11 protein-coding genes are annotated in these 14,283 nt (G+C 44.6%); 10 read left to right on the top strand and 1 reads right to left on the bottom strand.

Annotated elements, in window-relative coordinates:
• Positions 1 to 9 precede the first annotated feature (9 nt).
• Positions 10 to 615 (bottom strand): TetR/AcrR family transcriptional regulator, encoded by a 606-nt coding sequence (locus C4K46_RS02235; protein ID WP_209626922.1) that lies wholly within the window; start codon positions 613 to 615, stop codon positions 10 to 12.
• Positions 616 to 765: 150 nt separating this feature from the next.
• On the opposite strand from C4K46_RS02235, the gene C4K46_RS02230 reads away from it, so the two are divergent.
• The 10 genes from C4K46_RS02230 (at position 766) to C4K46_RS02185 (ending at position 14,278) form a co-directional block, all read left to right on the top strand.
• Positions 766 to 1,335, top strand: a complete 570-nt coding sequence (locus tag C4K46_RS02230) for a LemA family protein (RefSeq protein ID WP_209626920.1) — start codon at positions 766 to 768, stop codon at positions 1,333 to 1,335.
• Position 1,336: 1 nt separating this feature from the next.
• Positions 1,337 to 2,233, top strand: a complete 897-nt coding sequence (htpX, locus tag C4K46_RS02225) for a zinc metalloprotease HtpX (RefSeq protein WP_209626918.1) — start codon at positions 1,337 to 1,339, stop codon at positions 2,231 to 2,233.
• Positions 2,234 to 2,354: 121 nt separating this feature from the next.
• Positions 2,355 to 3,221 carry a cation diffusion facilitator family transporter gene (locus C4K46_RS02220; protein ID WP_209626916.1) on the top strand — a complete coding sequence of 289 codons (867 nt, stop codon included), beginning with the start codon at positions 2,355 to 2,357 and terminating at the stop codon, positions 3,219 to 3,221.
• A gap of 273 nt (positions 3,222 to 3,494) precedes the next feature.
• Positions 3,495 to 4,379, top strand: coding sequence for an Rgg/GadR/MutR family transcriptional regulator (locus tag C4K46_RS02215; RefSeq protein ID WP_209626914.1), 885 nt, complete (start codon positions 3,495 to 3,497; stop codon positions 4,377 to 4,379).
• A gap of 64 nt (positions 4,380 to 4,443) precedes the next feature.
• On the top strand, positions 4,444 to 8,931 hold the full coding sequence (locus tag C4K46_RS02210) for a glycoside hydrolase family 70 protein (protein WP_209627126.1): 4,488 nt from the start codon (positions 4,444 to 4,446) through the stop codon (positions 8,929 to 8,931).
• 180 nt (positions 8,932 to 9,111) lie between these two features.
• Entirely contained in the window at positions 9,112 to 9,642 is a 531-nt protein-coding gene (locus tag C4K46_RS02205) for a DUF177 domain-containing protein (protein WP_209626913.1), read from the top strand.
• Between the two features lie 120 nt (positions 9,643 to 9,762).
• Positions 9,763 to 11,226 (top strand): flotillin family protein, encoded by a 1,464-nt coding sequence (locus C4K46_RS02200; RefSeq protein WP_209626911.1) that lies wholly within the window; start codon positions 9,763 to 9,765, stop codon positions 11,224 to 11,226.
• A gap of 107 nt (positions 11,227 to 11,333) precedes the next feature.
• On the top strand, positions 11,334 to 12,755 hold the full coding sequence (gene gndA, locus C4K46_RS02195) for an NADP-dependent phosphogluconate dehydrogenase (RefSeq protein WP_209626909.1): 1,422 nt from the start codon (positions 11,334 to 11,336) through the stop codon (positions 12,753 to 12,755).
• A 94-nt stretch (positions 12,756 to 12,849) separates the two neighbouring features.
• A complete protein-coding gene (locus C4K46_RS02190) occupies positions 12,850 to 13,539 on the top strand; it encodes a response regulator transcription factor (protein WP_209626907.1) in 690 nt (229 codons plus the stop codon).
• Positions 13,540 to 13,714: 175 nt separating this feature from the next.
• Complete coding sequence (locus tag C4K46_RS02185) at positions 13,715 to 14,278, top strand: YutD family protein (protein WP_209626905.1); 564 nt, start codon at positions 13,715 to 13,717, stop codon at positions 14,276 to 14,278.
• Positions 14,279 to 14,283 lie beyond the last annotated feature (5 nt).

Raw genomic sequence — 14,283 nt, 5'->3', positions numbered from 1 at the left:
TCCATTTATCTAGTAAAGTATTTGCTTTAAGCCGTCAAAGCAGCCTTTTTGGCTTTGAAAGACCCGCTCCACGAGGTAGATAAAAGCCTCAACTCTCTCTTCTTGCTCCTTGGAGCTCAGTCTTTGGAAATCTTGATTAAAGACCTGCAAGGAATAAGTCAGCAACATCTCCAAGCTTTCAAGAGGATAGTCGGTTTCCATCAGCTTGGAAGTGATTGCGTCCTCAATGATAGGGAGCAGAATGAGGGGAGCCCGCTCCAGTAAAATTCGATTGCTCTTTTCATAGAGTAGGGCATTTTGAGGTGCCTCTAAATGGGCCATGATTTCAGGTCCCTGGTAGCGACTGAGGTTAAGGGCCAAGAGACCTCCGAACAGCCGATCGAAAATCCCTAAACTCTTGTTTTGAGCAAATTCGCTGGATTTTTGGAAGGCCTGTTCAAGAGAGCGCTCGATAATGGCGTCCATAATTTCTTCCTTGGAGGTGAAATAATAGTAGAGGGTCCCTCTGGCAATGCCAGTCGCCTCTAGGATATTAACGATTGATGTTTTATCAAAGCCTTGTTGAACAAATAAATCTTGAGCCTTGTCTAAAATAAATTCTTTCTTATTAGCCATGATATTTTTCCTTTTCCTTCATCATAAACCGACCGTCGGTCGAATATTTCTAAATATAGGATAACGCTTTCAGTTGAAAATGTCAAGCAATACACTTTTTCATATTTTTTGTTATAATAGGTCTAATAAGATGTAAAGGAGATAACTTAGATGAACATTTTGATTATTATTGCTATCCTCGTAGTCTTAGTCTTGTTTGTCATTGCAGCTTATAATGGACTAGTTAGAAGTCGCATGCAAACTCAAGAGGCTTGGAGCCAGATTGATGTGCAACTCAAAAGACGTAATGACCTCCTGCCCAATTTGATTGAAACGGTCAAAGGCTATGGTAAGTATGAGCAGGCTACCCTAGAAAAGGTGACCCAGTTGCGGAGTCAAGTAGCCAATGCAGCCTCACCAGCCCAAGCCATGAAGGCCAGCGATGACCTCAGTCGACAAATTTCAGGAATTTTTGCCGTGGCTGAAAGTTATCCAGACCTCAAGGCCAATACCAACTACTTACAACTGCAAGAGGAGTTGACCAATACGGAGAATAAAATTTCCTATTCTCGTCAGCTGTATAATTCAGTAACCGGTAATTACAATGTCAAACTTCAAGCCTTTCCAAGCAACATCATCGCTGGTCTCTTTGGCTTTAAAGCAGCCGACTTCTTGAGCACACCAGAAGAAGAAAAGGCTGTACCCAAAGTTGATTTTGGTAGCAATGGCCTAGGTGACTAAGATGCTATTTGAACAGATTGCTAGCAATAAAAGAAGAACCTGGCTCCTCCTTTTTGCCTTCTTTGTCCTTCTTGGTTTGCTGGGAGCAGCAGTTGGTTATCTATGGTTGCGCTCTCCTATCGGAGGCTTGGTTCTAGCCTTGATTATCGGAGCCATCTATGCCTTTAGTATGATTTTTCAATCAACTGAGGTGGTTATGGCCATGAATGGAGCCCGACAAGTAGGAGAGGAAGAGGCGCCAGAACTCTATCATATCGTCGAGGATATGGCCTTGGTTGCCCAAGTACCCATGCCTCGGGTCTATATCGTAGAAGATACTTCTCCCAATGCCTTTGCTACCGGTTCAAAGCCTGAAAATGCGGCTGTTGCGGCAACCACAGGTCTACTTGCTATGATGAATCGTGAGGAGTTAGAAGGTGTGATGGGGCATGAGATTAGCCATATTCGCAACTACGATATTCGGATTTCAACCATAGCCGTGGCGCTGGCTAGCGCTATTACCATGCTGTCTAGTCTTGCTGGACGGATGATGTGGTTTGGCGGCGGAGGTCGCAGGCGTGATAGTCGTGATAATGACGGTGGTCTGGGCGTGATTATGCTAGTTTTATCGCTCCTAGCGATTATGTTAGCTCCCCTAGCAGCGACCCTGGTTCAGTTGGCTATTTCTCGCCAACGGGAATTTTTAGCCGATGCTTCTAGCGTTGAGCTGACGCGTAATCCGCAAGGTATGATTAACGCACTCTCAAAACTGGACAATAGTGAGCCCATGCAGCACAAGGTAGACGATGCCAGCGCGGCCCTCTATATCAGTGATCCTAAAAAGTCAGGTGGTCTGCAAAAATTATTTTACACCCACCCTCCAATTTCGGAGCGGATAGAGCGTTTAAGACAAATGTAAAAAGCCGACTGGTTCGGCTTTTTATTTTGACTTTTAAAGTTATCTAAATTATGTTATAATGCAAATAATTACTAATTAACGATAAATACCTGCTCGCTTTGGGTCCGAAAGGAGGACAAGCATGGAAAAGTCTCATTCATCCCGCAATGTCTTACTGGCTTTTTTACTCAATTTCTGTTTCGCCATTATTGAGTTTATTTTTGGAGTCATCCTTAATTCTAGCGCGGTTTTAGCTGATGCTGTTCATGATACAGGAGATGCTATCGCCATCGGTTTATCAGCCTACCTAGAAAAAGTTTCTAACAAGAAGACCGACCTGCACTATACCTTGGGCTATAAACGCTTTAGTCTTCTTGGAGCCATGATTACCTCGACCATCTTGATTACAGGTTCTAGCATGGTTATCTTTGAAAATATAGGCAAGGTCTTTCGCCCTGAGCCCGTCAACTATAATGGTATGCTGGTTTTGGGAATCCTGGCCATCATCATTAACTTGCTGGCTGCCCGCCTGGTCCACCATGGTCATACGGCCAATGAGTCCATGCTCAGTCTTCATTTCCTAGAGGATATTCTAGGTTGGCTCGCAGTTATCCTAGTAGCCTTTATCTTACGCTTTACCGACTGGTACTTTCTGGACCCCCTGCTTTCGCTTGCCATTTCTATTTTTATCCTAAGTAAGGCTCTGCCTAAGTTTTTTGCAAACTTGCAAATTTTTCTAGAAAAGGCTCCGGAAGATTTGGACTTAAAAGCCTTAGAAACTGAGATTTTATCCCTGCCTAAGGTCAAGCAGGTCTGCCAGCTCAATGTCTGGTCCATGGACGGCCTAAAGAATGTTGCCATGGTCCATGTCCTGGTCGATAAGGGAGCCGATGAGCCCTTCATCAAGGACTCTGTCCACCATATTTTGGAAAAGTATGCCATCATCGAAAGTGCAGTCGAAATAGACGAAAGTCTTTTGGAGCACTACCACCATTCAGAAGAACCCTGATAAAACAAAAATGAAACCGCCCAGCCGATAATAAAAGGGGAGAATATTATCAAACTGAACGATTTCATAGGGTTAGTATAAAATATATTAAATAGGAAGTCTACTTAATATAATTGACAAGATTGTGGGATTACACCATAAGGATGAAAGTGTTTGGGCCTGCTACAAGACCCATACCGCATTTCTTTTCCAAATTTATCTTGCTTAACTATATTATAATGCAAATCATTTAAACAAAAATATTTGTTACATATCTGCAATTTGAGGTCAAAAATGGAACAACTGCCCGGGAAAATCTTTAAAGTAATCCGAGAATCAAAAAATATGTCCCTAAAAGAGGTGGCTGACGAAGATATTTCAGTTGCTCAATTGTCGCGTTATGAACGGGGCATCAGTGGCATGACTGTTGATGCTTTCTATCGTTGTTTAAAGACCATGAGTGTCTCTCTGGACGAATTTGAATACGTTTTTAACAATTACAGCCAGCCCGATGACTTGGTCTTTTCAACCAGCCTGGCTGACGCTTACCTATCCAATAATGTCTTGAAGCTGGAAAAGATGTTTAAGACCTGTCAGAAGTTGGAAAAAGAGCATCCCAATAAGAAAAATTACCGGCTCAATCGGATTGTTGTCAGGGCCGTCTTATCCTACTGTGAGGACAGTATCAAGGTTTCTAAAAAGGACATTGAATTTCTAACCGACTACCTTTTTTCTGTGGAGGAGTGGGGACGCTACGAGCTCTGGCTCTTTACCAACAGTGTGGGCTTATTGACGGTGGCTACCCTGGAGACCTTTGCCAGTGAGATGATTAGTCGGACCCAGTTCTACCATAAGCTACCGGAGAATCGCAAGCGGATTTTACAGATGTTACTGGATGTTGTCAATGTTTGTATCGAACAGGACCACCTGCAGGTGGCCATGAAGTTTCTCAATTACATTGATAATACAAACATTCCCGAAACAGATCTCTATGAGCGCATTCTAACCAAGTATCACAAGGCCTACTATCTCTTTAAGGCAGGGAAGTCTACGGCCCTAGAAGACATGAAGGAATGCTTGAATATTTTAGAGTATCTGGAATGTTATGGAGCTGGTCAAAAATTAAAAAGGCAGATTGCAGACTTGGAAGTTCAAGTTGCAGATTCGCAAAAAAAATAAACTTTTTTTGGAAATGAATTAAAATGATGTTGTTATTTTAATTTATTTCGGAAGGAGTTTTTTTATTATGAATGAAAAAGTTCATTTTAAAATGCACAAGGTGAAGAAGAAATGGGTGACGATTGGTGTAACAGCTCTCTCCCTAATTGTTTCTTCTAAAGGCTTTGCTTCAGGAGAGGCAGTTGTTCAAGCAGATGAACAAAAGAATCCGACTGAGGCGGTTGGTCAGGGACAGTTAGAGGAGAAAAAGTCCTCAGAACAGGTCACCCCAGCAGCGCCAGTAGCAGCAAATGCTCAAGAAGAGAAGGCTCTTCAAGCTCCAGCTCAGGCTGAAGCCAAAGAAGGACAGCTTCCTGCTAAGGAAGAAGCCAAGGAAAAGACTCCTGCCCAAGCAGAAGAAAAACCAGCTCCGGCAGCTACTGACAAGGAAGCTAAGGAGGCTCCAGCAGTCCCTCAAGCTAACCCACAGGCTAAACCTCAAGCAGCAGCGGCCAAGGAAGAAGGAGTTATTGAAGAAACCGAGGACAAGGCTGTTGACCACATCAAGACTATTGATGGTAAGCAGTACTATGTCGAAAACGACGGGACTATTCGGAAAAACTTTGCCCTTGATTTAGGTGGCAAGACCCTTTATTTCGATGCTGAAACAGGGGCTCTGACCAATGCCAATGAATACAAATTCAAACAAGGTTTGACCAGTTTGAATACCGAATATAGCAAGAAGAATCAATTTAATGGAACCAGCGAAAAGGATGTTGAAACAGTTGATAACTTCTTGACGGCTGACACCTGGTACCGTCCTAAGGAAATTCTCAAGGGAGGAAAGGACTGGACTCCGTCTACGGAGACTGATTTGCGTCCCCTCTTGATGGCATGGTGGCCAGACAAGCAAACTCAAATCAACTACCTCAACTATATGAACAAGCAAGGCCTGGGAACAGGAACTGTCTTTGCTAGCGATGCAGAGCAAGCTATTTTAAACCTTGCTGCTCAGGAAGTTCAAAAGAAGATTGAGGAAAAAATCGCGCGTGAGGGCAATAGCAACTGGCTGCGGACAACTATTAGTCAGTTTGTCTCTACCCAGCCCAACTGGAATATCTCCAGTGAGTCAGAAACCTTTGGTGACAATAAGGACCATCTCCAAGGAGGAGCCCTACTTTACACCAACAACAAGGAAACTGCTCATGCAGACTCTCGCTACCGTCTCTTGAACCGGACCCCAACCAATCAAACCGGTAAACGCAAGTACTTTACTGATAATTCCAATGGGGGCTATGAGTTCCTCTTGGCCAACGATATTGACAACTCCCACCCTGCTGTTCAGGCCGAACAGCTCAACTGGCTCCACTTTATGATGAATTTCGGTTCCATTGTGGCCAATGACCCAACTGCTAACTTTGATGGTGTGCGGGTCGATGCAGTAGATAATGTCAATGCCGACCTCCTCCAAATCGCTTCAGACTACTTTAAGTCCTACTATGGAGTGGGTGAGAGTGAAGAAAAAGCCATCAAGCACTTATCTATCCTGGAAGCTTGGTCTGATAATGACCCAGAATACAACAAGGATACCAAGGGAGCCCAACTGCCAATCGACAACAAGCTTCGTCTTTCCCTCCTCTTCTCACTCATGCGTCCTCTTGACATTCGGAGTGGTATGGACCCAATCATTACCAACAGCTTGAATGACCGTTCCAGCCAAGGTAAAAATAAGGAAAGAATGGCTAACTATGTCTTTGTTCGGGCCCATGATAGTGAAGTACAGACGGTTATTGCGGATATCATCAAGAAGAATATCAATCCAAATACAGATGGTTTGACCTTTACCATGGATGAGCTCAAGCAAGCCTTCAAGATTTACAATCAAGACATGAGGCAGGCTGATAAGAAATATACCCAATTCAATATTCCTGCTGCCTATGCCCTCATGCTCTCTAACAAGGACTCCATCACTCGGGTCTACTACGGAGACCTCTATACAGATGACGGTCAGTACATGGCTGAAAAATCTCCTTACTACGATGCCCTAGACGCTCTGATGCGGGCTCGGATTAAGTATGCAGCCGGTGGTCAGGATATGAACTTGACCAATGGTCTCTTGACCTCTGTTCGTTATGGTACAGGTGCTAATGAAGCAACAGATGCAGGTACTGCAGCTACCCGTACCCAAGGGATGGCTGTGGTTGTCGGCAACGACCCTAAACTCAAACTAGCTGATGATGCCAAGGTTGTCATCAACATGGGGGCAGCCCATAAGAATCAAGCCTATCGTCCTCTACTTTTGACAACCAAGGACGGGGTGAGCCGCTATCTGACAGACAAGGAAGTCCCAGCCAACCTCCTTCGCTATACAGATGCCAATGGAAACCTGACCTTGACTTCTAAGGATATTGCTGGTTACAGTAATGTGCAGGTATCTGGTTACCTAGGTGTTTGGGTGCCAGTTGGGGCAGCTGATAATCAAGATGTCCGCGTGGCAGCAAGCCAAACAAAGAGCAAGGACGGTCAGGTTTATACCTCAAGTGCAGCTCTCGACTCACAATTGATTTATGAAGGATTTTCAAACTTCCAAGACTTTGTAGAAAAAGACGAGCAATACACCAATAAGGTCATTGCTAAGAATGTTAAACTCTTCAAAGAGTGGGGAGTGACTTCCTTTGAATTGCCACCACAATACGTTTCCAGTCAAGACGGTAGCTTCCTAGACTCAATCATTGAAAATGGTTATGCCTTCGAGGACCGTTATGACATGGCCATGAGTAAGAACAATAAATACGGTTCCCTCAAGGATCTCTTGGACGTTTTACGGGCCCTTCATGGGGAAGGCATTCAAGCCATTGCTGACTGGGTGCCAGACCAAATCTACAACTTACCAGGCAAGGAAGTAGTAACTGCTACTCGGGTCAACAACTATGGTGTTTATCGCCAAGGGTCAGAAATCAAGGAAAAACTCTATGTTGCCAAGACCAAGACCGACGGTAAGGACTATCAAGGTAAATATGGTGGGGCCTTCCTAGACGAACTCAAGGCTAAACACCCAGAAATCTTTGAACGGGTACAAATCTCTAACGGTCAAAAGATGACCACCGATGAAAAGATTAAACAATGGTCAGCCAAATACTTTAACGGAACCAATATCCTGGGGCGCGGAGCCTACTATGTCATCAAGGACTGGGCTAGCAACAAGTACTTCAAGCTATCCAAGGATGCCAACTTCCTGCCTAAGCAACTGCAGGGTCAGGCAGCGGGTACAGGTTTTGTTCGAGATGTTAATGGAATGACCTACTACTCAACCAGCGGTTACCAAGCCAAGGATAGCTTTATCCAAGATGCCAAGGGAAATTGGTACTACTTTGATAGCCGAGGTTACATGGTAACGGGTAGTCGTGAGATTGAGGGTAAGAGATATTACTTCTTAGGTAACGGTATCAATCTCCGCGGGGCTATTCGTGAGGACGAGCAAGGAAATCAATACTATTACAATAAATTGGGTGAACAATATTTAAACAACTACTATTCAGAAGACGGTAAGAACTGGCGCTACTTTGATAAGAATGGTGTCATGGCTAGAGGTTTGACCACCATCAATGGTAAGGTTCAATTCTTTGACCAAAACGGCTTCCAAGTCAAGGGCAAGGTAGTCAAGACCAAAGATGGCAAACTTCGTTACTTTGATGGTGACTCTGGTGAGATGGTTGTCAATAAATTTGGTAAGGATCTCACAACCGACAAGTGGTACTATTTCGGTAGTGACGGAATTGCGGTTACTGGCCAGCAAAAGATTGGCAATCAAACTCTCTACTTTGACAGTGAAGGAGCCCAAGTCAAGGGACAAATCATTGAGGATCAAAGCAAGGCCAAGCACTATTACGATGCTGACTCTGGTGAGCTAGCAGTTAATAAGTTTGTCGGTCAACCAGAAAACAAATGGTACTATTTCAACCAGACTGGAACAGCTGTAACTGGCCTGCAAGTAATCAACAATCAGACCCTCTACTTCAATGCCGATGGTGTACAGGTTAAGGGGCAGTTGGTTGTAGATGCTCAAGGGAAACGTCGTTACTTTGATGCCGACTCAGGAGCTATGGCAGTCAGCAAGTTTGTTGAGCTATCACCAAATGTTTGGTACTACTTCGGTAGTGACGGAGTTGCGGTGACCGGCCAGCAAAAGATTGGCAATCAGACCCTCTACTTTGGCGCTGATGGCGTTCAAGTCAAGGGTAAATTAGTCACTGAAGCAGGTAAAACTTACTATTACGATGCCGACTCAGGGGCTATGGCGGTCAATAAGTTTGTCGAATTAAAACCAAATGTTTGGTACTATTTCGGAGCTGCAGGTGCTGCTGTAACTGGTGCTCAAGAAATCAATGGCCAAAGCCTCTACTTTAATGAGGACGGTAGCCAAGTCAAGGGTAAACTAGTCACCCTTAACGGAGTAAAACGTTACTATGATGTTCGCTCTGGTGAGTTGGCTAGAAACAGATGGGTCCAATTAGATGATGGAACCTGGATGTACTTTGACCAATCAGGTAAGGGACACTCTTTCGGAGCCTAATCCCTTCTTAGATAAATTTTTAAAGGCTGAGCATACTGCTCAGCCTTTTTACGGTTTAAGAGCCTGCCCCAGCTGTCGTCCTTACTTGCCTTAGAGGTCAGGTCAATCCTTCTTTGGATAGTTTTTCCTCCAGATAAATGGTATAATAGGCAAAGAGAAGAAATAAAAGTAGGTTAAAAGATGTTAAAAATTCAAGAAATTCGTAAAAATCCAGCTGGTCTGTCTTTTGAGCAGTCTTTTGATTTGTTGTCTGACTTGCAGGAGCGTAATAGGGAGATATTAGACTTGAAAGAAGTCTTGGCTACGGGGAAGGCTGGTTATGAGGATGGCCTTTATCTCCTAGATTATCAGTTGTCCTATGTCATTACGCTGGCTTCTAGCCGGAGCATGGAGCCTGTTGAGCTTAAGGAAAGCTATCTAGTCCAAGAAGTCTTTGTTGAAGAAGGAAATCAAAAGTCCCAGGACTTGCTTGATGAAGAGCTGGTTATGCCTCTAACCGGAGATGAGATTGACTTGCAGGAAAGTGTGGCTGATAATATCTTGCTACAAATTCCCCTGAAAGTTCTGACTGCCCAGGAAGAGGCGGAAGAGAGCTTGCCGTCTGGTCAGGACTGGCAGGTCCTGTCCGAGGAAGATTACCAAAGGCAACAGGCAGCGGCTAGGGAGGAAAATAACCCCTTTGCAGGTCTTAAGGGGCTGCTGGATGATTAGTCATCAGTAATCTTGAAATATTTTTGTAAAATTATTGTAATGATTCTGAAAATCTGTTATACTTTTTAGTAGCAGATTTTTTATCTGACCAAAAATATTTTTTATCAGAGAGGTGGATTTATGGAAGCTGAAGTTTTTCCAACTTGGATTTTTCCAGTGATTATTGGTTTTGTGGTCTTGATTATTCTTTTAGTCAAGGGTTATGTCAATGCCAAGCCTAATGAGGTAGTTGTGATTACAGGTCTGCGTAAGCAGCGGCATTTGCGAGGCAAGGCAGGTTTTATGATTCCCTTTGTGGAACAGCGCTCTTATCTGGATATTGAGCAATTCTCAACAGATGTTCGGACCTCAGAGTCAGTACCAACTTTGGACTTTATCAATGTCCGGGCCGATGCAGCGGTCAAGCTAAAAATCGGGACAACCGATGAGATGATTGCTAGGGCGGCGGAAAACTTCCTTAACTGGAAAACAGAAGATATTTCTAACTCGGTCCAAGATGTCCTGGAAGGAAATCTTCGGGAAGTGATTGGGCAGATGGAGCTGCGCAAGATGGTTAACGACCGGCAGGAATTTGCCTCTAAGGTCCAGGATAATGTGGCACCCGACTTGGCCAAGATGGGACTCGAAGTCATCGCCTTTACCGTCCAATCTTTCTCAGATGAGGGGGGTGTCATTGATAATCTGGGGATTGAAAATGTTGAAACCATTAAAAAGGATGCCCTGATTGCCAAGGCCAAGGCCGAACGTGAACGCAAGGAAGTAGAGGCTGAACAGGACAAGCTGGCCAATGATAAGCGGGTAGCAGCCGATTTGGAAATTGCCCAAAAGCAAAATGAGCTGAAACTTAAACAGGCTTCCTTGAAGCAGGAGGCGGATATTGCCCAAGCCAAGGCAGATGCGGCCATGGGTATCGAAGCGGAGATTCAAAGACGGGAGCAAGAACGGGTAGCGGCGGAAGCCAATATCATGAAACAAGAAAAAGAAGCCGAAGTCAAGGAGCGCGAGGTTAAGGTTCGTGAGCAAGAGCTGGACGCCAATATCCGTAAGCAGGCCGAAGCTGAAAAGTATTCACGTCAACAAGCGGCAGAAGCCCAGTTGATTGAGCGCCAACGTCAGGCTGAGGCCGAACTCTTTGAAAGTCAGAAAGAGGCCGAAGCACGTAAAGCTCAAGCTGAGGCTGAGAAATACGCCCAGTTGCAAGAAGCTGAAGCTATTGCAGCCAAGGGGCGGGCAGAGGCAGAAGCAATCCGCTTGAAATTAGAGGCTGAGGCCAAGGGTCTGGACCAAAAGGCCGAGGCGATGAAGAAGATGCAAGAAGCAGCCATTACTGAAATGGTGGTGGACAAGCTGCCAGAAATTGCAAGGGCTGTTGCTGAACCTCTGACCAAGGTAGACAAGATTACCATGTACGGTGAGGGCAATACAGCCAAGATGGTGGGCGACATCATGCAAAGCATCGACCAGGTTTCCCAGGGGGCAGGATTTGATATTCGTCAACTTCTAACCGGAGCCCTAGGAGTCAACCTAGCAGTCAATAAGGCCAAGGAAGAAGAAAGCCCAGTCATTGAAGCCCAAGATGACTAAAGTCAAAGAACTCCCTAGCGGAGTTTTTTTGACTTAGAGCGATTACAAAATACTTTCATTTGTGCCTATAAAATGATAAAATAAAACAAAATAGATAGGAGTATGACATGACACAAGCAAACTTTGGCGTCGTGGGTATGGCCGTTATGGGTCGTAACCTCGCCCTCAATATTGAATCTCGTGGCTATCGTGTAGCCATTTTTAACCGCAGCAAGGAAAAGACAGAAGACGTAATCGCTTCTCACCCTGATAAGAATTTTCTGCCTAGCTATGACATCGAGTCTTTTGTAAAGTCAATCGAAAAGCCTAGACGGATTATGCTCATGGTCCAAGCCGGTCCTGGTACAGATGCGACTATTCAAGCCCTCCTTCCTTATCTGGATAAGGGAGATATTCTGATTGATGGTGGAAATACCTTCTTTGAGGACACCATTCGTCGGAATGAAGAGTTGGCAAACTCAGGGATTAACTTTATCGGAACAGGGGTGTCCGGTGGTGAAAAAGGAGCGCTTGAAGGGCCTTCTATCATGCCTGGTGGACAAAAAGAAGCCTACGAATTGGTGGCAGATGTCTTGGAAGAAATTTCAGCCAAGGCACCTGAGGATGGGGCTCCTTGTGTGACCTATATCGGTCCAAATGGGGCAGGCCACTATGTCAAAATGGTCCACAATGGGATTGAATATGGGGATATGCAGCTTATCGCCGAAAGTTATGACTTGATGAAAAACCTTCTAGGTCTATCAGCTCAAGAAATGGCTGAAATCTTTACCGAGTGGAACCAGGGTGAGCTTGACAGCTACTTGATTGAAATTACCTCTGATATCCTTACTCGCAAGGACGATGAAGGCCAAGAAGGTCCAATTGTAGATTATATCTTGGACGCTGCTGGAAATAAGGGGACAGGTAAGTGGACTAGCCAGTCTGCCCTAGATTTGGGAGTTCCTTTGTCTCTGATTACCGAGTCTGTCTTTGCCCGCTATATCTCAACCTATAAGGAAGAACGTCTCCATGCGGCCAAGGTCTTGCCTCAGGCTAACTACAAGTTTGAAGGAGACAAGGCAGAATTGATTGAAAAGATTCGCCAGGCCCTCTACTTCTCAAAAATTATCTCTTATGCTCAAGGTTTTGCCCAACTGCGCGTGGCTTCCAAGGAAAATAATTGGGACCTTCCATTTGCTGATATTGCTTCAATCTGGCGGGCTGGCTGTATCATCCGTTCGCGCTTCCTGCAAAAGATTACGGATGCCTACAATCGGGATGCGGACCTTCCTAACCTTCTCTTAGATCAATACTTCTTAGATGTAACTAGCAAATATCAACAAGCCGTTCGTGATATTGTTGCTTTGGCTGTTCAAGCAGGAGTGCCAGTACCAACCTTCTCAGCTGCCATTACTTACTATGACAGCTACCGCTCAGCTGATTTGCCAGCCAACCTTATTCAGGCTCAAAGAGACTATTTTGGAGCGCATACCTACCAACGTAAGGATAAGGAAGGAACCTTCCACTATTCTTGGTATGACGAAAAATAAGCTCTAAGTAAGGCTTAAGATAAAAAGCAAGGACTTTTAAAGCTAGGCTTAAAAGTCCTTGGTTTCTAGTTTGATAGCGAGTAAGAGAAAGACTATGGCAAAGCGAATTTTATTGATTGAAAACGAGAAAAATCTGGCACGATTTGTCAGTCTAGAATTGCAAAAGGAAGGTTTCTTGGTTGATTTAGTGGAGTCAGCCCAGGCTGGGCTCGACTTGGCTAGTGAAAATGATTATGACCTCCTTCTTTTGAACTATGACTTAAAAGATTGGACAGCGGCTGAATTTGCTGAGCGACTGGGAGTCATTAAACCGGCCTCGGTCATCATTGTCATGGCCAGTCGAGAAGAGATTGAATCTTCGGCCGAGCGGATTCAGCGTTTCGCAGTTTCTTATATGGTTAAGCCCTTCATCATCAATGATTTGATTGAAAAGGTCTCAACGATTTTTCGGGGGCGGGATTTTATCGACCAGCATTGTAGTCAGATGAAGGTGCCGACTTCTTATCGCAATCTGCGAATTGATGTTAAAAACCATATCGTCTATCGTGGGGAAGAGGTCATTGTCCTGACTAGGCGGGAATATGACCTTCTCGCAACCCTGATGGGAAGTAAAACGGTACTTAGTCGTGAGCAGCTACTGGATCGGGTCTGGAAATATGAGACCAGCATGGAGACCAATGTGGTGGATGTCTATATCCGCTATATCCGCAGCAAGATTGATGTAGCAGGACAGCCCAGCTACATCAAGACAGTACGCGGTGTAGGCTATGCCATGCAGGATTAGGGCTGATTTTATCTAGGAAAAAAAGAAAGATCTAGACTGGCTTGCTGGTCTAGGTCTCTTTTCTGTCTGGGGCTATTTAGTTGCCTAGAATTGAAAAAGTTTTGGTAAAAGGGCCTATCCAGCCAATTTTATAGTATAATAGAGGAGTTAGATTAGAACGAGGAAAGAGAATCTTATGCGTAAAGAAATTGCAGCTGAATTATACAATTATAATAAATTTCCTGGACCAGAATTTAAACAAGTCGGTAGTCAAATCATGACTGACAAAATCGAATTGCAGTTGGTTGATAACTACCGTGAGGGCTTTGATTTGACAGCCTTTAACCAGCGTTTTTCAGAAATTTTGACCAAGTTTGACTATATTGTCGGAGACTGGGGGAATGAGCAACTCCGCCTGCGTGGTTTTTATAAGGATGAGAGGGAGCAAGCGACTAGCAACAGGATTAGCCGTCTAGAAGACTACCTGCTGGAGTATTGCAACTATGGTTGTGCCTACTTTGTCCTGAAAAATCCTAATCCGAGACGGGCTAGCTTTGATAAGAAGTCGCCAGCCAAAAGGGAGCGTGAGGCCAAGCCCAAACGGAATAGACAGCCCCGCTTTAACCGAGAGAAAGACTGGGACAATCGGCGGGAGCAAAAGAAGGCAGGCAAGCAAACCAAAAAGCAGGGAAGAAATCAAAAGCCTAAGCAGCCCAAGGCCAAGGAGGGCAATCGCCATTTTGTCATCCGACAAAAATAAGAAGG

The sequence above is a fragment of the Streptococcus oricebi genome (genome assembly GCF_017883985.1).
Classification (GTDB): domain Bacteria; phylum Bacillota; class Bacilli; order Lactobacillales; family Streptococcaceae; genus Streptococcus; species Streptococcus oricebi.
This window is presented reverse-complemented; position numbering and strand designations above follow the sequence as displayed.

Coding starts and splice junctions, on each gene's coding strand:
- C4K46_RS02235 (WP_209626922.1), bottom strand. CDS start 615: ATGGCTAATAAGAAAGAATTTATTTTAGACAAGGCTCAAGATTTATTT.
- C4K46_RS02230 (WP_209626920.1), top strand. CDS start 766: ATGAACATTTTGATTATTATTGCTATCCTCGTAGTCTTAGTCTTGTTT.
- htpX (WP_209626918.1), top strand. CDS start 1,337: ATGCTATTTGAACAGATTGCTAGCAATAAAAGAAGAACCTGGCTCCTC.
- C4K46_RS02220 (WP_209626916.1), top strand. CDS start 2,355: ATGGAAAAGTCTCATTCATCCCGCAATGTCTTACTGGCTTTTTTACTC.
- C4K46_RS02215 (WP_209626914.1), top strand. CDS start 3,495: ATGGAACAACTGCCCGGGAAAATCTTTAAAGTAATCCGAGAATCAAAA.
- C4K46_RS02205 (WP_209626913.1), top strand. CDS start 9,112: ATGTTAAAAATTCAAGAAATTCGTAAAAATCCAGCTGGTCTGTCTTTT.
- C4K46_RS02200 (WP_209626911.1), top strand. CDS start 9,763: ATGGAAGCTGAAGTTTTTCCAACTTGGATTTTTCCAGTGATTATTGGT.
- gndA (WP_209626909.1), top strand. CDS start 11,334: ATGACACAAGCAAACTTTGGCGTCGTGGGTATGGCCGTTATGGGTCGT.
- C4K46_RS02190 (WP_209626907.1), top strand. CDS start 12,850: ATGGCAAAGCGAATTTTATTGATTGAAAACGAGAAAAATCTGGCACGA.
- C4K46_RS02185 (WP_209626905.1), top strand. CDS start 13,715: ATGCGTAAAGAAATTGCAGCTGAATTATACAATTATAATAAATTTCCT.